The following is an 18465-nucleotide window of genomic DNA, read 5'->3' as shown; positions in this document are numbered from 1 at the left end:
AGTTGTGGCACACTTCTGGAGCCCACCGCGCCGGTGCTCTGCCACAGGGGACTCGGATGCATGGGTAGCAATTTCCTCTAACCCCACCGTGGGAGACCTGTGGCTCCTGCAGGAAGTGAATGATCATGAAGACGCTCGACATTGTTGACGCAGCCAGCCTGCGCACCGACATCCCAGCATTTCGCGCCGGCGACACCCTCAAGGTGCACGTCAAGGTCGTTGAAGGCAATAAGACTCGTGTCCAGCTTTTCCAGGGCGTTGTGATCGGCATTTCTGGTTCAGGAATCGGCGAGACTTTCACGGTCCGCAAGGTGTCATACGGCACCGGTGTTGAGCGTAAGTTCCCACTGCACACTCCGATCATTGAAAAGATCGAAGTGGTGAGCCGTGGCGATGTGCGTCGCGCCAAGCTTTACTACCTCCGCGATCTTCGTGGCAAGAAGGCCAAGATCCGCGAGAAGCGCGACAACGCACCTACCAAGTCAGAGGACTAGTCCTCGCGCTGTGCCCAAACATTCTCGGTGGGATCTGCCACTGACCCTGTTGGGTGCGGTTGCATTGGTATTACTTGTTTCCGCATTTATTGCGAAACCATTTTCAATTCCATCGGGATCGATGGAGAACACGCTCAATATTGGTGATCGCGTTGTTGTGAATCGTTTGGTTTATCACTCGCGCCCAATTGAGCGGGGCGATGTTGTGGTCTTTGACGGAACAGATTCATTCGTGCCGGCAAGTTCAGTTCCAACTCGCGATCCACTTTCGGCTTTGTTCGTCAATCTTGGTCAGGCACTGGGTGTGGTGTCACCCGATGGCAGCGATTTTGTGAAGCGTGTTGTGGGTGTTGCTGGCGACCATGTGCAGTGTTGTGACGTTCAAGGCAGGTTGCTCATTAATGGAAAGCCACTAGAGGAGCCTTATCTGTTTCCAGGTGATGTGCCCAGTGCTGTCGCCTTCGATGCCGTCGTTCCTGAAAGCAAGCTTTGGGTGATGGGTGACCACCGGTCAAACAGTGCTGATTCGCGTGCCCACCTCGGTGATCCGGGTGGTGGAATGGTGTCAACGTCAAAGGTTGTAGGTCGAGTGATGGCCGTTGTGTGGCCACCGGCTCACTGGGGCAGCGTGGCAATCCCTGATTCGTATGCAAAGGTGGCTCAGTGAGCACCGACGAGCAGATTGATGATGTAGTAGCACCCAGGGAATCTAAGAAGTCTGGATTCCTTGCCGGTGTTCGTGAATTTGGCGTCATCGTGGTGAGCGCTCTTGTCTTGTCGGCTCTTGTGCGCGCATTTCTGGTTCAGGCGTTTTATGTGCCGAGTGAATCAATGGAAAACACATTGATGCCCAACGACCGCATCGTTGCTTCCAAGATCACGACGCACTTCGGCGCAATTTCGCGGGGCGAGGTTGTGGTGTTCCGCGATCCAGGTGGCTGGCTCGGGGCTCCTGAACCTGGCCCAACGGGTCTGCGGGGAACGATCAACACCTTGATGACCTTCATTGGTCTAGTCCCTAGTGATAGTGGCAGTGATCTTGTTAAGCGTGCGATCGGTATCGCTGGAGATCACGTGGTGTGCTGCGACGCTCAACAACGAATTGTGTTGAATGACGTGCCGCTAGATGAACCGTATGTTGTTCAGCCGACCAATCAGATTCCGTTCGATGTCACCGTTCCCAAGGATTCAATCTTTGTGATGGGCGACAACCGTGGAAATTCGCGTGACTCGCGTTATCACCTTGAAGTCAACAGCGGTGGTGTACCAGTTGACAACGTTGTAGGTCGCGCATTTGTCGTGCTGTGGCCAATCAATCGATTCACCACGTTGCCGATTCCGGAAACTTTTGGCAATCCCGCATTGAATAACCAAACTACGATCTCGACTCAATAGCGCTTTCGATGACTGGCCCAACTCTTCGTGTCGAACGTGGACTTTTGAAAGATGGGTACACCCGCCTTGCTGCAATAGATGAAGTTGGCCGAGGTTCGCTTGCTGGACCGGTGAGCGTTGGCATCGTCGTTATTGATAGTTCAGTACGCAATTCACTTCAAGGTGTTCGCGACAGCAAAGAGTTATCTCCGGCAGTGCGCAATGCGTTCATTCCCAAGATTCGGCAGTGGGCTGTTGAGTGCGCAGTTGGTCATGCAAGCCCTCAAGAAATTGATGACTTCGGGATTATTGGCGCTTTGCGATTGGCTGGTCATCGAGCCTTTCGTCAATTAACAGTGGAACCCGATGTTGTGCTGCTTGATGGCAGTCATGATTGGTTTACGCCACCCGAGCAGTCGTCTTTTCTCGAATTAGGCAGTGATGTGTTGAGCGATGTTCCGCCTGTCATCACAAAGGTGAAAGCTGATCGAACGTGTGTATCCGTTGCTGCAGCCAGTGTGCTGGCAAAAGTTGAGCGAGACTCGATCATGGTGAAGTTGTCCAGTGAGCATCCTGCCTATGGTTGGGAAGACAACAAGGGATACGCATCACCAGGTCATATTGCGGCGCTAGGTGAGCATGGAGCCTGCGCAGAACATCGCCGTAGTTGGAAGCTTCCTGGACTGGGTGAACACTAGTTATCCCCAGCCTTAGATGTTTGTGGATCCTGTCCACAGATTGACTTGAGTCGTTGGCAACTCGGGTGCCTTTATCCCACATTGGTTGTGGGAGGTCGACATGCGACGAAATCAAGCTTTAGGCAAATATGGCGAAGACCTTGCTGAGCAGTTCTTACTGCAGGCAGGCATGCACATCTTGGAACGCAATTGGCGATGCAACGCAGGCGAGATCGACATCGTGGCCAGAGATGCAGGCACTTTAGTTATTTGTGAAGTGAAAACCCGCAGCTCCAATCAGATCGGTACGCCGGCAGAAGCCATCACTCCTCGTAAGTTACGGCGGCTTCGTGGTTTGGCCTATCGATGGCTGGAGGCGCACCATGTGTACATCCCTGATGTACGAATCGATTTAGTGAGTGTCACGCAACCTGCCTGGGGTGGCCCAGTAGTTGAGCATCTACGGAATTTGTCATGAGCCTGGCTCAAGTGTGGGGTGCAGTCCCCTCAGGCGTCAGTGGAGTGATGGTGCGAGTTGAGGTTGACGTCGCACAAGGATTGCCTACGGTTGGTGTTGTCGGGCTGGCGCAAGCCTCTGTTGCTGAGTCGCGCTGGCGCGCGCGATCCGCGATTGTTAATTCAGGATTCACATGGCCAAATTCGCGAATCACTATTGGTCTGAGCCCTGCCGATCTACCTAAAACGGGAACTTCCTTAGATCTCCCGATTGCCGTGGGGATTCTCGTAGCTTCAGGTCAGTTACCCGCAGGGGGTCTAGAGAGCTCGTTCGTAGGGGAGCTGGGGCTTGACGGCGTCATCAAACCTGTCTCAGGTGCGCTAGCTGTGGGTATCGCTGCTCATCGACACGGTGTCACACGCATCATGGCCAGTGTGGAAAATGCTCGGGAATTATGTGAGATCGAAGGGCTCGAAGTCGTTGCCGTGCGAAATCTGCAACATGTTGCTCAGGTGCTTGCGGGCAAAGATGTTGGCGTTCACGTACACGTTGCAGACAGCTGCACTGTCCTAAATCAGCTCGGCAATTTTGATGAAGTGCGCGGGCATGAACAATCACGGTTCGCTCTTGAAGTTGCTGCTGCAGGTGGTCACCACCTTGCGATGATTGGTGAGCCCGGCGTTGGTAAAACCATGCTGGCTCAACGATTCGTCAGCATTCTTCCTGATCTCACGCATCAGCAAGCGCTCGATGTCACGTCATTGCATTCGCTTGCTGGGCGCATAGGTCAGGGTCAAGGTTTAATTCGGCGACCACCGTTAGTCGCTCCGCACCATTCCATTTCAGCGGGAGCGATGGTCGGATCGGTGCGCGGCGGGGTGTTACAGCCAGGTGCGTTGAGTTTGGCTAATCACGGTGTGCTCTTTCTCGATGAAGCTCCAGAATTTGCGCGGCCTTGTCTTGAAGGTATGAGGCAACCGTTGGAGTTGGGCACGCTTTCATTGATGCGCGTAGGCCAAGTCGTCGTCGCACCCGCACAGTTTCAACTACTCCTTGCAGCCAATCCGTGTCCATGTGGCAAAGCCACAGGAACAGGGAGCAACTGTAAATGTGACTCTGCGTCGAAACGTAGATACATGCAAAAGTTGTCAGGGCCGCTTATGGATCGCATCGATATTCGATTGACGCTTTCAAGGCCAACAAAGGCACATATGCGTGTGCGTGAGGTTGAAAGTAGTGAAGTAATCGCTCAACGGGTGCGGATGGCTCGTGAACGTTCAGCTAAACGATGGAGTGGTGAATCGTGGGTGCTGAATGCACAAGCTCATGGCAATGCTTTGCGCACGCGTTATGCGCCTTCTGGCAAGGCGATGGATTTGCTGACTGATGCTGAAAATGCTGGACTTAACCCGAGGGGTAGTGACCGAGTTTTACGAATGTCCTGGACGCTCGCGGATCTTGATGGAGTGGAAGAGATTCAAGCTGAGCACATTGCACTTGCGCTATCCCTGCGCGGGGAAAGTTTTGACTGATGGACATCAACGAAGCGCTCTTGGTACTGGCGCATGTGATCGAACCCCATGATGAGAAGCTCCAATTATTCATTGATCGTGTGGGGCCGATAGAAAGTATTGAGGCAATACGCCGAGGATTAGTTCCTAAGCGCGACACCGAAGGATTGCAAGCAAGGCTTCGAGCTTTTTCTTTCTCTGCCGCATTACGTGAACTTGATAGAACTAGCGCACGTTTAGTGTTTCGCGATTCAAGTGAATGGCCGACCCAACTCGACGACCTCAAACATGAGCGCCCCTTCGCATTATGGGTTGTTGGCACTCCCGACTTGCGATTAGCTGCACTGCGTTCAATCTCCATTGTTGGTGCACGCCTGTGTACTCCCTACGGAAATTTCATTGCTCGAGACTGGAGTGCGCGCTTCAGTGATCAAGGATGGGTGGTGATTTCCGGTGGCGCGCTGGGTATTGATGGTGCGGCGCATCAGGGAGTGCTCTCTGTTGAAGGCATCACGCTTTGCGTCTTGGCGTGCGGGGTTGATGTGTCATATCCACGTGCCCATGAATCGCTGTTGGCTTCAATAGCCGATAGTGGTTTGTTGATCTCTGAATCACCACCAGGGTCGCCCGCATTGCGTCAACGTTTCTTATCGCGCAATCGCATTATTGCTGCCTTGAGTCGCGGCACAGTTGTGGTTGAAGCTGGTTTACGTTCGGGCACCACGTCCACAGCAAATTTCGTCAACGAAGTGAATCGCCCGCTGTTTGCTGTCCCCGGTGCGATCACCTCGCCAATGTCGGCAGGTTGCCATCAACTCATCAATGACGGCAAAGCAATACTGGCGTCCGACTGGAGTGAAGTCGCAGCGATGCTTGGCGATCAACAGACGGCACTGATCGTGCAAGAAACTGAACAGCGCCCAATGGATGGACTTTCATTCGAGCAACAACAGGTCCTAGATGCCGTTCCGATACGAAAAGGCAAATCAGCTGAAGACCTCATGATTGCTACCGGGCTTTCACTGCGCGAGGTATTGAGCGCCTTGAGTTTCCTTGAAGTGGGGGGATTCGTGTACCAAGACGCGCAAGTGTGGCGGCTTGTGCGCGCCTGAGCCGCTCTACGCCCATTCGTTTGCCACCATGGGCACATGGAGTCCGAAGATCAATCGATAGCGCCAGCATTAGCTGATGCATTGCAGGGCTTCGTGCGCTTCCTGACGTTGGAGCGTGATCGCAGTGAGCACACAGTCAGGGCGTATTCATCCGACGTGACTGACATGTTGAGCTATGCGACTAAGCATCAGTGCGAACACGTCAGCCAGATTGACTTATCGCTCTTACGTAGTTGGCTTGGTGAGCAGCATGCGGCTGGCCATGCTCGCAGCACCATCGCACGTAGAGCAGCATCGGTTCGCGCATTCACCTCTTGGTGTGAACGTCGAGGGCTCATTGAGATTGATCCTGGACGACGATTGAAAAGTCCACAGGTGCAGCAGAAGCTGCCAACGGTGTTAGACGTTGCTCAAGCAGCGCGAGTAATGGATCTCGCAGCAGAGCTAAGCGCCGAGGGTGACCCAGTGGCCGTGCGCGATCGCGCAATTCTGGAATTGCTGTACGGAACGGGAATTCGCGTTTCTGAACTGTGTTCACTTGATCTCAAGGATGTGCAGTGGAGTTCGCGCACGTTGCGTGTATTGGGCAAAGGACGAAAAGAACGCGTTGTACCTTTTGGAATTCCAGCCCAAGTAGCACTCGTTGCGTGGAATTCAGCGCGAAAAAACTTGGTGCAAGAACAATCTGGTGACGCGTTCTTTATAGGCGTGCGTGGTGCTCGGCTAGATCCTCGTACTGCCCGGATGGTTGTCGTGCGACTCACCGGTTCGGCAGATGTGCCCACATTGGCTCCGCATGGTCTGCGCCATTCGGCTGCAACTCACGTTCTTGAAGGTGGAGCGGATTTGCGGGCAGTTCAAGAATTACTCGGGCATGCGTCATTAGCAACCACTCAGCGCTATACCCACGTGTCCGTTGATCGCTTACGCACGGCTTTTGATCAGGCGCATCCAAGAGCTGCTGACAACTAGACCGTGGGTGCCTTCAAGACCGCGAGGCCGCGGTGGATGACCGACAAGGGGTTGCGGTAATCACTCTTGCCCGGCCCTTTGAGTCCTAGGTGCAAGCAGTGGCCTGCGCAATGTCCGCCAATTTCCGCTGTTTCGCCAAGAGGATCGCCGGCCGCGACCACCTGACCAACTTCAACGATTGCGATCACCGGCTCATAGGTGGAACGAAGGCCAAGGGTTGCGTGCTCCACGACCACCACGGACTTTCCGGCAATTTCCCCGACGAAGGTGACGGTGCCAGCGCCGATGGCCAAGACCTCGGTGCCTGGATCGGCTTCAAAATCCACCCCACGATGACCAGCACCCCACGCCTTGGTTGGGGGATCGAAATCCTGCTCAACCAAGGCGTCAGGGATGGGTGCTAGCCAGGTGGCAGTCGCCAGTGCCACCGCGATGAGATTCATCTGTTGATCCTGCGCCTGAATTGGGCCTCAATCCACCTCGAAACCCAATCTGTGGATGGCAACCCAGGGGCACTCCAGCCTGTGGATGGAGCATGGGGCACCAGGCCCTAGAATGAATCCACCTCAGCAATGAGGAATTCGCACGATCCCGTGCTGCACCCAGTGGTGCAGACGTCCTGCTCGGTCCTACTTCGGTAGGTGCAGGTCGGTGGATCGTCAGGGGCAAAAGCCAACCGGCTTGAGCCAAGAACCGATGCGTAAGCGAAAGCTTGCGCGCTAAAGGAGTGCCGTCATGGCAGTTGTAACCATGCGCCAGCTACTTGATAGCGGCGTTCACTTCGGGCATCAGACCCGTCGTTGGAATCCAAAGATGAAGCGTTTCATTCTGACTGAACGTAATGGCATCTACATTATTGACTTGCAGCAGTCACTTGGCTTCATTGATGCTGCTTACGAATACGTGAAGGAAACCGTTGCTCACGGTGGAACCATCATGTTCGTTGGCACCAAGAAGCAGGGTCACGATGCAATTGCTGAACAAGCAACTCGCGTGGGCATGCCATATGTCAACGAGCGTTGGTTGGGTGGCATGCTCACCAACTTCCAAACCGTGTCAAAGCGAATTCAGCGCTTGAAGGAACTTGAGACCATGGACCTGCACAAGGTTGCTGGCTCAGGTTTCACCAAGAAGGAACTTCTCATGATGCGTCGCGAGAAGGACAAGCTCTCAAAGACCCTTGGTGGCATCCGTGAAATGGGCAAGACCCCATCAGCACTTTGGGTTGTTGACACCAAGAAGGAGCACATCGCTGTTGGCGAAGCGCACAAGCTTGGTATCCCAGTTATCGCAATGCTCGACACCAACTGTGATCCAGACGAAGTTGATTACCCAATCCCAGGGAACGACGATGCAATCCGCTCAGTTGCTTTGTTGACTCGCGTCATTGCCGACGCAGTCGCAGAAGGCCTGTTGGCTCGCGCTAATCGCGCCAGCGGTAACACCGAGGCTGCAGTAGAGCCTCTTGCTGAGTGGGAGCGCGAACTTCTTGCTGGCGCAGAAGCAGCAGCTACCGAAGCTGCAGCAGCCGTAGACGCAGCTGAGGCTGCAACGCAGGCACCAACCGCATAACTCATTTCAGTGGCTGCTCGAATCTTCGAGCAGCCACTGAAACATGAACTGACCACACAACATAAGGACTTACACCTCATGGCGAATATCACTGCCGCTGACGTAAAGAAGCTTCGCGACCACACTGCCGCTGGCATGATGGAATGCAAGAAGGCTCTAGAAGAAGCTAATGGCGACTTCGACGCAGCTGTTGAAATCCTGCGCGTTTCAGGTGCTGCAAAGGCAGCAAAGCGTGGAGCAGAACGCGAAGCATCAAACGGCCTTGTCGTCAACATCGACAACGTGCTTGTTGAACTTCTTTGCGAGACTGACTTCGTAGCAAAGAACGAAGACTTCCTCACCCTTGCAAACGCAATTGCACAAGCAGTGGTTGCAAACAACGTCACCGATGCTGAAGGCGCAAAGGCAGTCAAGATTGCTGATGGCCGCGTTGCAGCTGATGCAATTGGTGAGATGGCTGGCGTGATTGGTGAAAAGTTGGAGATTGGCCGCGTTGCTGTTCTTCCAGCTCCCGTCACCGTTTACATGCATCGTCGTTCAGCTGACCTTCCAGCTCAGGTTGGCGTTCTCGTTTCCTACACGGGTAGCGAAGATGCTGCTCGTGCTACCGCAATGCAGATCGCTGCAATGCGTCCTTCGTACTTGACTCGCGAAGAAGTTCCAGCGGAAACCGTTGAAACAGAGCGTCGCATTGCTGAGGCAACTGCCAAGGAAGAAGGCAAGCCAGAGGCTGCGATGCCAAAGATCATCGAAGGCCGCGTGAACAGCTTCTTCAAGGACAATGTCCTGCTGGAGCAGGCAAGCGTGGTTGAGCAGAAGAAGACCGTGGCAGCAGTGCTGAAAGAAGCAGGCACAGAGGTCACCGGATTCGCTCGAATCGAGATTGGTCAATAAAAGCCCGGTAAGGTCAGGTCGGGATAGGGAAGGGACAACAGCGATGGCTCACACTTCAGGTTCAGGAGCCGTCCAACCGTCCCTTGATGGAACTATCTCGACCTGGCCCTCGGTCCCTGTGGGTGGTTGGAGCCGGGTTCTCCTCAAACTTTCAGGTGAAGCCTTCGCTGGTGGCGGAGGCCTTGGGGTTGACCCCGATGTGGTCGCTTCAATTGCTCGACAAATCGCTGACGTGGTTAATACCGGCACTGAAGTTGCCGTAGTGATTGGTGGCGGCAACTACTTCCGCGGCGCCCAGCTTTCTGAACGTGGCATGGATCGTGCCCGCGCTGACTACATGGGCATGCTCGGCACAGTGATGAACTGTCTCGCCCTTCAAGATTTCTGTGAAAAAGCAGGAATTGAAACGCGCGTACAAACTGCCATCACGATGGGTCAGGTAGCTGAGCCGTATATTCCACGTAAGGCCATGCGCCACCTTTCAAAAGGACGCGTCGTAATCTTCGGCGCCGGCCTAGGTCAGCCGTACTTCTCAACCGACACCACTGCAGCTCAGCGTGCACTTGAGGTTGGCGCTGAAGTGGTGCTGATGGCTAAGGGCGTTGACGGGGTGTACGACGACGATCCACGCACGAATCCAAATGCCAAACGTTATGAAACCTTGACGCATGATGATGTGTTGACCCAAAACCTCAAAGTTGCAGACGCAACCGCTATCAGTTTGTGCCGCGATAACGATTTGCCGCTCGTTGTGTTTAACCTGCTCGTTGAAGGCAACATCGCCCGTGCTGTTCGCGGTGAAACCATCGGCACTTTGGTCTCGACTTACTAATTTTTTTATCCAACGTTTGAATCTAGGAGCATTACATGAGCGAGCAAATTGACGAGATCCTGATGGATGCTGAAGAGCGTATGGATAAGGCTATTTCTGCTGCCCGTGAAGACTTTGCGACCGTGCGCACCGGCCGCGCAAATTCATCTATGTTCAACAAGGTTGTGGTGGATTACTACGGTGCTTACACGCCAGTGGCGCAACTAGCTTCAATTGCAATTCCAGAGGCGCGAATGATCATCATCACGCCTTACGACAAAGGTGCGTTTGCTGAAATCGAAAAAGCTCTGCGCGACAGTGATCTCGGCATTAACCCAACGTCAGATGGCAATGTGATTCGCGTGTCGTTGCCACAGTTGAGTGAAGATCGCCGCAAGGAATTCATCAAGGTGGCCAAGAACAAAGCCGAAGACGCGCGCATCTCAATTCGCAATGTGCGTCGCTCGGCCAAGGATCAGCTCGACAAACTTCAAAAAGATGGTCATGTTGGAGAAGACGATGTTCGTCGCGCAGAGAAGCATCTCGACGAAGTCACTCATAAGCATGTCGAGCACATCGATGAAATCTTGAAGCACAAAGAAACAGAACTGCTCGAGGTGTAATGGTGTCTGACCCGGTCGGCTCGTCGGCTCCAGTCCGCAAGCCGCGGGCCGGACGGAACTTGCCTGCCGCAATTGCCACTGGCGTTGGGTTGATCGCCTTAATTTGTCTCACGCTATTCACCTATCGCTGGACTTTCGGCGTACTTGTTTCGATCGCGATGGTGATAGCGGTTCTTGAATTCAGCAATGCGTTTAAACAAGCTGGCATTCGTTTAGAACGCGTGACCGTTGCTCTGGCTGCTGCAGTGATGCCACTGGCTGCATTTTGGTTTGGCCTCACCGGTCAGACAGTGGTCATGGGTATCACTGTTCTGGCAGTGATCTTTGTACGCATTCCTCGGGGCAGCGAAGGGTATGTGAAGGACGTAACGGCAAGTTTGTTTGTCGCGGCTTACCTTCCGTTTATGGCCAGCTTCCTGATGTTGACCTTGTCGGCTGACAATGGGCCACTGCGCGTTTTAGTGTTTGTTGCATTAACGGTTGGAAATGATGTTGGCGGATATGTAGCGGGTGTGTTCTTCGGCAAGCACCCCATCGCTCCGTCAATTAGTCCCAAGAAATCTTGGGAAGGTCTTGCTGGTTCCTTTGTTCTGCAGATTGCACTGGGTGTCGCGGGCTTTGTGTGGCTATTGGATGCGAGCTGGTGGCAAGGTGCGATTGCTGGCATCGTGCTGACGATTACTGCAACCGCAGGCGACTTTGCCGAGTCAGCAGTGAAACGCGATATGGGCATCAAAGACATGGGTCGATTATTACCAGGTCATGGTGGCATCATGGATCGCCTTGATTCCCTTATTCCCAACGCCTTCACCTCGTGGGCGTTATTTACGTTGTTCTTAGGATCGGTATGACAACCCCACCACTGCCCGGCGAGTTAGTTCTTGAAGCACCTCGTCGCGGTAAGCCAGCCAAGCACCTCATGGATCTTGATCTTGCAGAGCGCAAAGAGGCATTCAAGGAGTTAGGCCTCCCAGGTTTTCGTGCTGACCAGGTTTCCCGTCAATGGTTGAATCGGTTGTCTGATAAACCAGAAGAGTGGACCGATTTACCTGCTGATGCACGCTCCACAGTTACTGATGCTCTACTGCCGACTCTTTTGACCCCTGTTCGCACGATTGCATGCGATGAAGGTCAAACAGTAAAAACGCTGTGGCGTCTTCATGATGGTGCTCTCATCGAGAGTGTGTTGATGCGATACCCAGATCGCGTGACTATGTGTATTTCAAGTCAAGCGGGCTGCGGGATGAATTGCCCATTCTGCGCAACAGGCCAAGGTGGACTTCAGCGCAACCTTTCAACTGGTGAGATTGTCGAGCAAGTCCTTGCTGGCGCACGAGCACTCGAGCGGGATGAAATTGCTGGGGGACCTGGACGAGTCTCGAATATTGTGTTTATGGGTATGGGCGAGCCACTAGCAAACTACAAGTCAGTTGTTGATTCATTACATCGCATTAATGATCCTGCGCCCGCAGGTATGGGAATTGGCGCTCGAGGTATCACCGTGTCAACCGTAGGTTTGGTGCCTCGTATCCGTGACTTGGCCAACGAAGGCATGGCTGTAACACTCGCGTTGTCATTGCATGCGCCAGACGATGAATTACGCGACACCTTGGTACCCATCAATACTCGCTATCCGATCGCCGAAGTACTTGATGCATGTTGGGAATATGTTGACAAGACCCATCGTCGACTCAGCATTGAATATGCGCTGATCAAGGGCGTCAACGATCAAGCCTTCCGAGCAGAGAAGTTAGCGCGCCTGCTTGAAGGTGAACTCGTCCACGTGAATCTCATCCCGTTAAACCCAACACCTGGTTCACAATGGACTGCGTCGCTTCCCCGAGATGAAGCGGCCTTTGTTCGAATTCTGCGAAATCGTGGCGTCCGGGTAACTGTGCGCGACACTCGCGGGCGCGAGATTGATGGCGCTTGCGGTCAACTTGCTGCCGCAACGGTTGAATAGTTCTGTCTGAGAGGCATAGATCATGACCCAAACACCAGCGTTTGCTCATATCTCGAAATGGCAACTGTTTGGAATCATTTTCGGTTCGATAGTTCGTGCGGCTCTTGGAATAGCAGTGATCCTGTGGGCACTGTCCTTAGTGCCTGAACAAGTAGATGGCTCTATTGCTTTACCCATTGTTGTTTTATGCATTGGCATCGTTGTCTACATCTATATTTTTCGACGCCAAATTCACAAAATTCAACATGCGCGATTCCCAAGCCTCCGCGCGATTGAGGCAATGGTGCTGATTGCTGCAGCCTTCTTGGCGGTATTCGCCGCTGTGTATGTAATGCAGTCTGCATCAAATGCAGCTTCATTTACCGAGCCTCTGGATCATTTCACAGCCTTCTACTTCGCACTCACTGTCTTGGCCACAGTCGGTTTTGGTGACATCACTCCGGTAAGTGATGGCGCGCGCCTGGCCTGCATGCTGCAAATGGCCATAGATATCGGTTTCATTGCGGTGATGCTCAAAGTGGTGTCCTCAACGGCGCAAAAATCAATTCTTGCTCGCAAATCTTCCAAGCCTGATTCGGAAAGTACTCAGTCATAGACTTCGTACATGGGTTCCTATGAAGCTGCATATCGACTTGCCGAAACGGATCCGGAGTATTTTTGGCTTTCGGCTGCGCGTGGAATCAGTTGGGATGTCTTCCCAAAGCACGCACTTGACTCCTCTCAGGCGCCGTTATATCGCTGGTTTCCCGACGGTGAGCTCAATACTTGTTTCAACGCTGTAGATCGTCATGTTCTGGCCGGCCACGGTGATCGCGATGCAATTATTTATGACAGCCCCGTAACTAACACCAAGCGCAGGGTTTCCTACTCAGAGTTACAAGACGATGTCAGTCGATTTGCCGGGGTCTTGTCAGCACTTGGTGTGAGCAAGGGTGACCGCGTCGTCATTTACATGCCGATGATTCCTGAAGCCGTTGTAGCAATGCTGGCCACTGCCCGCCTTGGTGCAGTGCATTCAGTGGTGTTTGGCGGATTTGCACCAGCAGAATTGGCGGCGCGCATTGATGACGCCGCGCCAAAAGTTATCGTGGCCGCATCTTGCGGAATTGAGCCAAGCCGCACGATTGCTTATAAGCCTTTGGTTGACGAGGCTATAGCGTCAAGTCAGCACAAACCTTTTGCCACCGTCGTCTTCCAGCGCCCCGAACTCACAGCTGAGTTACATGATGGTGATCACGATTGGTTAACCCTGATGAAGGATGCTCATCCACATGAGTGTGTGAGTGTGCACGCCACTGATCCTCTCTACATTCTGTACACATCAGGAACCACAGGAAAACCAAAGGGCGTTGTTCGCGATAACGGTGGTCATGCCGTTGCCATGCAATGGTCACTTGGAAATGTGTATGACATTGGCCCCGGTGAAGTCTTTTGGGCAGCTTCCGATGTGGGCTGGGTCGTTGGGCACTCCTACATCGTTTATGCACCACTCATTGCGGGGGCAACTACCGTGATGTACGAAGGCAAGCCTGTGGGAACGCCTGACGCAGGAGCCTTTTGGCGAATGATCGAGGAATATAAGGTCAACGCATTGTTCTGTGCGCCCACTGCCATCCGCGCAATTAAGCGCGAAGATCATGAAGGCGCATTCATCACAAAGTATGACTTGAGTTCGTTAAAAGCACTGTTCCAAGCAGGCGAGCGGCTCGATCCAGATACCTATTACTGGGCCACTGAGCACTTGAAGGTTCCTGTTATCGATAACTGGTGGCAAACAGAGACTGGTTGGCCAATCGCAGCAAACCTACGTGGATTAGAGCCAATGCCGATCAAGGCAGGTTCGCCAACGGTTGCAGTACCAGGATTTAACGTGCACGTAGTAGATGGTGAAGGCAATCAGGTTGACGCAGGAGTTGAAGGCTCAATTGTGATCATGCTTCCCATGCCTCCTGGCACGTTGCCCACCTTATGGGGAGACGATCAGCGCTATATCGATTCGTATCTGACCACTTTCGACGGTTACTACACCACTGGTGATGGCGGAATGATCGATGAAGATGGTTATGTCTTCGTGTTGGGTCGAACAGACGACGTCATCAATGTGGCAGGTCATCGCCTTTCAACCGGTTCCATGGAAGCGGTTGTTGCCTCGCATCCGTTAGTGGCCGAATGTGCCGTCATCGGTGTTCAGGATCAACTCAAGGGTCAAATTCCACGGGCCTTTGTAGTATTGAAGGCCGGAGCAGATATTGATCCAAGCGTGCTTGAGCAGGAAATCGTGCAATCAATTCGACATGAAATTGGTGCGGTTGCCGCACTCAAAGAGGTAGTCGTGGTGCAAGCCCTACCTAAAACGCGTTCCGGCAAGATTTTGCGGCGCACCATGCGGGCAATTGCGGATGGTCGCCCTGAGTCTGTGCCAGGAACCATTGAAGATGTTCGTGTGCTTGATGCGATCACGCCGCTACTCAAGAGTGTGAAAACTGACGAGCGTTAAATGATGCTCCACGCTTCAGTGAGCACACTGCGGAGAATCTGCGTCATCTCTTCAAATTGTTCTTCACCAGCGATAAGTGCAGGAGCCACCTGAACTACTGGGTCGCCACGATCATCTGAGCGACAGTAAAGACCATTTGCAAACATGGCCTTGGAAACAAATCCACGTAGGAGGCGCTCGGATTCTTCCTCAGTAAAGGTTTCCTTGGTGGTCTTGTCTTTGACGAGTTCAATTCCGTAGAAATAGCCCATGCCGCGTACGTCACCGACGATAGGCAAATCTCGAAGTGTGTCGAGGTGCTTCAAGAACAGATCCTCATTGTCGCGTACACGTTGATTGAGGCCTTCGCGTTCAAAAATATCTAGGTTCGCCATTGCTACGGCAGCCGATGTTGGATGCCCTCCCCATGTGAAGCCGTGCAAGAACGTATTTGTTCCATGCTTGAACGGTTCGAAGAGCCGCTCGTGTGCGATCATCGCGCCCAGTGGTGAATAGCCAGAGGTTAAACCCTTAGCGCAGGTGATGATGTCAGGAGTAACACCAAAACGGCTCATCGCGAAGTAATCGCCAATGCGACCAAACGAAGTAATCGTTTCATCAGCTATGAGCAGCACGTCGTACTCATCGCAAATTTCGCGCACACGCTCGAGATAGCCTGGTGGGGGAGCAAAACATCCGCCTGAGTTTTGAACTGGTTCGAGAATGACGGCAGCAACACTGTCAGGGCCTTCAAACTCAATCGCTTCAGCGATGCGGTTGGCTGCATACTGACCAAAGGCAAAGAGATCATGCGCGACATGATCGGGTGCTCTATAGAAATTCGTATTGGGTACTCGAATAGAGCTTGGAACAAGTGGTTCGAATGGAATCTTCGCAGCAGCAATGCCAGTGAGAGATAAAGCTCCATGCGGAGTTCCGTGGTAGGCCACATCACGGCTGATGACTTTGTGTTTTGTTGGCTTACCCGTGAGCTTGTAGTACTGCTTGGCTAACTTCCAAGCAGATTCAACTGCTTCGCCACCGCTTCCCGTGAAGAAAATTCGGTTGAGGTCACCTGGTGCAATGGATGCGACTCGTTCGGCCAATTCAATTGCTCTTGGGTGAGCAATGCCCCAGACGGGGAAGAAAGCAAGCTCACGAGCTTGGGTCGCAGCGGCTTGGGCTAGTTCTTCGCGACCGTGACCAACCTGCACATTGAACAGGCTGGAAATGCCATCGAGATACCGCTTACCGTTCTCATCCCAGAAATAGCAGCCGTCACCTTTGACGATGATCGGAAGTTCTTCTCCTTCGAAATACGGTGAATGCCGAGTGAAGTGCATCCATAGGTGATCGCGAGCGCGGTCAGCGTAACTTCGTTCGCCAGCTGTATTCATCGGGTTCCCCAGGTGTAGATCTGTTTGCGTAACTTGAGATAAACAAAGGTTTCGGTAGCGCGCACGCCAGGGACCGCACGAATGCGCCCATTGATAATGTCCAGAAGTTCTGCGTCGTCGGTCACCACAAGCTCGGCGAGAAGATCAAATGAACCAGCCGAGATGATCAGGTAGTCAATCTCTGGAATCTCTTCTAGTTGATCGGCGACCTCTTCAATGTCACCGTCAACGGTGATGCCGACCATGGCGGATCGAGAAAAGCCCAAAGATGCAGGGTCTGTCACGGCAACGATCTGCATGACACCGGCTTCTGTGAGTTTTTGGACCCGTTGACGGACCGCTGCCTCTGAAAGACCGACAGCTTTACCGATGGTGGCGTAGGGCCGACGGCCATCTTCTTGAAGTTGCTCGATGATGGAGCGAGAGACCTCGTCCACCACTACTGCCGCTTCCCTGCGAGCCATGACTTAATGGTGTGGGTCTCTTGAGCCATTTGCAAGTGAATTCGCAGGTTAAATCATTTTTCACTACGAAATTCGAAGGAATCTGTACCTTTAGTCGTTGATATGGCAATTCAATCTATGATCAGGCTTGGATTGGAGCAATCATGACTCAGCGGGTATTGCGCAATGTGATCAATGGCGAAACAGTCGAGGCCTCATCATCTGAGGTCACTGAACTCGTCAATCCCACCACCGGTGAAGTGTTTGCGCTTGCTCCGGTATCAAGTGCGGCTGATATTGATCGGGCGTATCAGGCCGCTAGTGAAGCATTTGTGGGATGGCGTGATGTCACTCCCAGTGCTCGACAAGCAGCGTTACTCAAGATTGCCGATGTGCTGGAAGCACATGCCGAGGAACTCAACGCTCTAGAAAGTGAAAACACTGGTAAGCCAATCGCGGTTACAGCAACAGAAGAAATTCCGCCGATGCTTGATCAGATCCGCTTTTTTGCAGGCGCAGCGCGAATGCTCGAGGGCAAATCTGCCGGTGAATACATGCAGGGATTCACGTCGTTTATCCGTCGCGAACCCGTAGGTGTGATTGGTCAAGTCACGCCTTGGAATTACCCGATGATGATGGCGGTATGGAAATTTGCTCCCGCAATTGCAGCGGGAAATACCGTGGTGCTCAAGCCAAGCGATACCACACCCGTCACCACCATTCGTATGGCCGAACTCATCGCTGAGTCAGGAGCCTTGCCTCCTGGTGTGTTCAACGTTGTCTGTGGCAATCGGGAGACTGGGCGTGCTCTCGTGGAACACCCAACACCAAGCATGGTCTCGATCACTGGTTCCGTGCGTGCAGGAATGAACGTTGCTGAGTCAGCAGCCCGCAACGTTAAGCGCAGTCATTTAGAGCTTGGCGGCAAGGCTCCGGTGGTGGTGTTCGAAGATGCCGATATCTCTGCAGCTGTTGAGTGGCTTGCTGTAGCTGGGTATTTCAATGCCGGTCAAGATTGCACGGCGGCTACGCGCATGTTGGTCAGTGACAAAGTCTACGACGAATTTGTTGCTGCCATGGCGCTGCAGGCGCGAAGCACTCAGACAACATTTATTGGCGGACCCCAGGGGGAGGGGTTTGTTCCTCCTGTGAATAACTCTGCGCAAATGGATCGCGTACTTGGCTTCTTAGAGCGTGCGCCCAAACATGCGGAAATTGTGGCGGGTGGAGTACGGCAAGGGAAGCAAGGCTTCTTTATAGAGCCAACCGTCGTAGCGAACCTCGAACAAACAGATGAAATGATTCAACAGGAGATTTTTGGCCCCGTAGTCACCATCCAGCGCTTCTCAGACGAAGCAGATGCACTTCACAAGGCCAACGACGTGGAGTACGGCCTGGCAGCAAGCGTCTGGACCTCCAATGTGGCCCGCGCTCTGCGCATGAGTAAGTACATCGATGCCGGCGCGGTCTGGATCAATACCCATATCCCAATCGTGGCCGAAATGCCTCATGGCGGCTTTAAGCACTCCGGTTATGGCAAGGACCTATCGATGTACGGGTTTGAGGACTACACCCGGATCAAGCATGTGATGGCAAGCCTGGAGGGATAGGGCGTGACCCTCTCAGGATTTCGGGGCAGGTCGGAACACATGTGTAACCTCGTGGCAGTAGGTTATGGGCTTCACCGTC

20 protein-coding genes are annotated in these 18465 nt (G+C 53.2%); 17 read left to right on the top strand and 3 right to left on the bottom strand.

All coding sequences use genetic code 11. The annotated features are described in order from the left end of the window. Positions 1-125 precede the first annotated feature (125 nt). The 8 genes from rplS to PHN51_09420 all read left to right on the top strand — a co-directional run bounded on the left by rplS (position 126) and on the right by PHN51_09420 (position 6597). A complete protein-coding gene (gene rplS, locus PHN51_09455; GenBank protein MDD2819002.1) occupies positions 126-494 on the top strand; it encodes a 50S ribosomal protein L19 in 369 nt (122 codons plus the stop codon). A 10-nt stretch (positions 495-504) separates the two neighbouring features. After that, on the top strand, positions 505-1161 hold the full coding sequence (lepB, locus tag PHN51_09450; GenBank protein MDD2819001.1) for a signal peptidase I: 657 nt from the start codon (positions 505-507) through the stop codon (positions 1159-1161). After that, the gene (lepB, locus tag PHN51_09445; GenBank protein ID MDD2819000.1) at positions 1158-1889 is read left to right on the top strand and encodes a signal peptidase I; all 732 of its coding nucleotides are present in this window, start codon (positions 1158-1160) and stop codon (positions 1887-1889) included. Before lepB (PHN51_09450) ends, lepB (PHN51_09445) begins: the two co-directional genes overlap by 4 nt. A gap of 8 nt (positions 1890-1897) precedes the next feature. Continuing rightward, positions 1898-2566: a ribonuclease HII gene (locus PHN51_09440; protein ID MDD2818999.1), complete on the top strand. Its 669-nt coding sequence runs from the start codon at positions 1898-1900 to the stop codon at positions 2564-2566. A gap of 100 nt (positions 2567-2666) precedes the next feature. Beyond that, positions 2667-3023 carry a YraN family protein gene (locus PHN51_09435; GenBank protein MDD2818998.1) on the top strand — a complete coding sequence of 119 codons (357 nt, stop codon included), beginning with the start codon at positions 2667-2669 and terminating at the stop codon, positions 3021-3023. Continuing rightward, a complete protein-coding gene (locus PHN51_09430) occupies positions 3020-4534 on the top strand; it encodes a YifB family Mg chelatase-like AAA ATPase (protein MDD2818997.1) in 1515 nt (504 codons plus the stop codon). The genes PHN51_09435 and PHN51_09430 overlap by 4 nt, the downstream gene beginning before the upstream one ends. After that, positions 4534-5625: a DNA-processing protein DprA gene (gene dprA / locus PHN51_09425; GenBank protein ID MDD2818996.1), complete on the top strand. Its 1092-nt coding sequence runs from the start codon at positions 4534-4536 to the stop codon at positions 5623-5625. The genes PHN51_09430 and dprA overlap by 1 nt, the downstream gene beginning before the upstream one ends. Positions 5626-5661: 36 nt before the next feature. Next, entirely contained in the window at positions 5662-6597 is a 936-nt protein-coding gene (locus PHN51_09420; GenBank protein ID MDD2818995.1) for a tyrosine recombinase XerC, read from the top strand. On the opposite strand, the gene PHN51_09415 is transcribed toward PHN51_09420, so the two are convergent. Further along, positions 6594-7040 carry a M23 family metallopeptidase gene (locus PHN51_09415; GenBank protein MDD2818994.1) on the bottom strand — a complete coding sequence of 149 codons (447 nt, stop codon included), beginning with the start codon at positions 7038-7040 and terminating at the stop codon, positions 6594-6596. The two genes, PHN51_09420 and PHN51_09415, sit on opposite strands and share 4 nt — an antisense overlap. A gap of 292 nt (positions 7041-7332) precedes the next feature. On the opposite strand from PHN51_09415, the gene rpsB reads away from it, so the two are divergent. The 8 genes from rpsB (at position 7333) to PHN51_09375 (ending at position 14957) form a co-directional block, all read left to right on the top strand. Continuing rightward, a complete protein-coding gene (gene rpsB / locus PHN51_09410; GenBank protein ID MDD2818993.1) occupies positions 7333-8169 on the top strand; it encodes a 30S ribosomal protein S2 in 837 nt (278 codons plus the stop codon). A gap of 78 nt (positions 8170-8247) precedes the next feature. Then, positions 8248-9063, top strand: coding sequence for a translation elongation factor Ts (tsf, locus tag PHN51_09405; GenBank protein MDD2818992.1), 816 nt, complete (start codon positions 8248-8250; stop codon positions 9061-9063). A 43-nt stretch (positions 9064-9106) separates the two neighbouring features. Next, positions 9107-9895, top strand: a complete 789-nt coding sequence (gene pyrH / locus PHN51_09400; protein ID MDD2818991.1) for a UMP kinase — start codon at positions 9107-9109, stop codon at positions 9893-9895. Positions 9896-9930: 35 nt separating this feature from the next. After that, entirely contained in the window at positions 9931-10497 is a 567-nt protein-coding gene (gene frr / locus PHN51_09395; GenBank protein MDD2818990.1) for a ribosome recycling factor, read from the top strand. 2 nt (positions 10498-10499) lie between these two features. Continuing rightward, on the top strand, positions 10500-11348 hold the full coding sequence (locus tag PHN51_09390) for a phosphatidate cytidylyltransferase (protein MDD2818989.1): 849 nt from the start codon (positions 10500-10502) through the stop codon (positions 11346-11348). Further along, complete coding sequence (rlmN, locus tag PHN51_09385) at positions 11345-12460, top strand: 23S rRNA (adenine(2503)-C(2))-methyltransferase RlmN (GenBank protein MDD2818988.1); 1116 nt, start codon at positions 11345-11347, stop codon at positions 12458-12460. The genes PHN51_09390 and rlmN overlap by 4 nt, the downstream gene beginning before the upstream one ends. A gap of 22 nt (positions 12461-12482) precedes the next feature. Continuing rightward, complete coding sequence (locus PHN51_09380; GenBank protein MDD2818987.1) at positions 12483-13055, top strand: potassium channel family protein; 573 nt, start codon at positions 12483-12485, stop codon at positions 13053-13055. Positions 13056-13064: 9 nt separating this feature from the next. Beyond that, the gene (locus PHN51_09375; protein MDD2818986.1) at positions 13065-14957 is read left to right on the top strand and encodes a propionyl-CoA synthetase; all 1893 of its coding nucleotides are present in this window, start codon (positions 13065-13067) and stop codon (positions 14955-14957) included. Here PHN51_09375 and PHN51_09370 read toward each other — a convergent pair. Then, the gene (locus tag PHN51_09370) at positions 14954-16333 is read right to left on the bottom strand and encodes an aspartate aminotransferase family protein (GenBank protein MDD2818985.1); all 1380 of its coding nucleotides are present in this window, start codon (positions 16331-16333) and stop codon (positions 14954-14956) included. The two genes, PHN51_09375 and PHN51_09370, sit on opposite strands and share 4 nt — an antisense overlap. Then, positions 16330-16797 (bottom strand): Lrp/AsnC family transcriptional regulator, encoded by a 468-nt coding sequence (locus PHN51_09365; protein MDD2818984.1) that lies wholly within the window; start codon positions 16795-16797, stop codon positions 16330-16332. The genes PHN51_09370 and PHN51_09365 overlap by 4 nt, the downstream gene beginning before the upstream one ends. A 143-nt stretch (positions 16798-16940) precedes the next feature. Here PHN51_09365 and PHN51_09360 point away from each other — a divergent pair, with 143 nt between their 5' ends. Next, positions 16941-18386, top strand: a complete 1446-nt coding sequence (locus tag PHN51_09360; protein ID MDD2818983.1) for a gamma-aminobutyraldehyde dehydrogenase — start codon at positions 16941-16943, stop codon at positions 18384-18386. The last annotated feature ends 79 nt before the right edge of the window (positions 18387-18465 follow it).

The sequence above is a fragment of the Candidatus Nanopelagicales bacterium genome, assembly GCA_028687755.1.
Lineage (GTDB): Bacteria > Actinomycetota > Actinomycetes > S36-B12 > S36-B12 > UBA11398.
This window is presented reverse-complemented; position numbering and strand designations above follow the sequence as displayed.

Excerpts from the sequence above, each read along its gene's own strand:
- PHN51_09435 (MDD2818998.1), top strand. The coding sequence starts at position 2,667 with ATGCGACGAAATCAAGCTTTAGGCAAATATGGCGAAGACCTTGCTGAG.
- rpsB (MDD2818993.1), top strand. The coding sequence starts at position 7,333 with ATGGCAGTTGTAACCATGCGCCAGCTACTTGATAGCGGCGTTCACTTC.
- tsf (MDD2818992.1), top strand. The coding sequence starts at position 8,248 with ATGGCGAATATCACTGCCGCTGACGTAAAGAAGCTTCGCGACCACACT.
- PHN51_09420 (MDD2818995.1), top strand. The coding sequence starts at position 5,662 with ATGGAGTCCGAAGATCAATCGATAGCGCCAGCATTAGCTGATGCATTG.
- PHN51_09380 (MDD2818987.1), top strand. The coding sequence starts at position 12,483 with ATGACCCAAACACCAGCGTTTGCTCATATCTCGAAATGGCAACTGTTT.
- rlmN (MDD2818988.1), top strand. The coding sequence starts at position 11,345 with ATGACAACCCCACCACTGCCCGGCGAGTTAGTTCTTGAAGCACCTCGT.
- PHN51_09415 (MDD2818994.1), bottom strand. The coding sequence starts at position 7,040 with ATGAATCTCATCGCGGTGGCACTGGCGACTGCCACCTGGCTAGCACCC.
- rplS (MDD2819002.1), top strand. The coding sequence starts at position 126 with ATGAAGACGCTCGACATTGTTGACGCAGCCAGCCTGCGCACCGACATC.
- PHN51_09440 (MDD2818999.1), top strand. The coding sequence starts at position 1,898 with ATGACTGGCCCAACTCTTCGTGTCGAACGTGGACTTTTGAAAGATGGG.
- PHN51_09375 (MDD2818986.1), top strand. The coding sequence starts at position 13,065 with ATGGGTTCCTATGAAGCTGCATATCGACTTGCCGAAACGGATCCGGAG.
- PHN51_09365 (MDD2818984.1), bottom strand. The coding sequence starts at position 16,797 with ATGGCTCGCAGGGAAGCGGCAGTAGTGGTGGACGAGGTCTCTCGCTCC.
- PHN51_09370 (MDD2818985.1), bottom strand. The coding sequence starts at position 16,333 with ATGAATACAGCTGGCGAACGAAGTTACGCTGACCGCGCTCGCGATCAC.
- pyrH (MDD2818991.1), top strand. The coding sequence starts at position 9,107 with ATGGCTCACACTTCAGGTTCAGGAGCCGTCCAACCGTCCCTTGATGGA.
- frr (MDD2818990.1), top strand. The coding sequence starts at position 9,931 with ATGAGCGAGCAAATTGACGAGATCCTGATGGATGCTGAAGAGCGTATG.
- PHN51_09430 (MDD2818997.1), top strand. The coding sequence starts at position 3,020 with ATGAGCCTGGCTCAAGTGTGGGGTGCAGTCCCCTCAGGCGTCAGTGGA.
- dprA (MDD2818996.1), top strand. The coding sequence starts at position 4,534 with ATGGACATCAACGAAGCGCTCTTGGTACTGGCGCATGTGATCGAACCC.
- PHN51_09360 (MDD2818983.1), top strand. The coding sequence starts at position 16,941 with ATGACTCAGCGGGTATTGCGCAATGTGATCAATGGCGAAACAGTCGAG.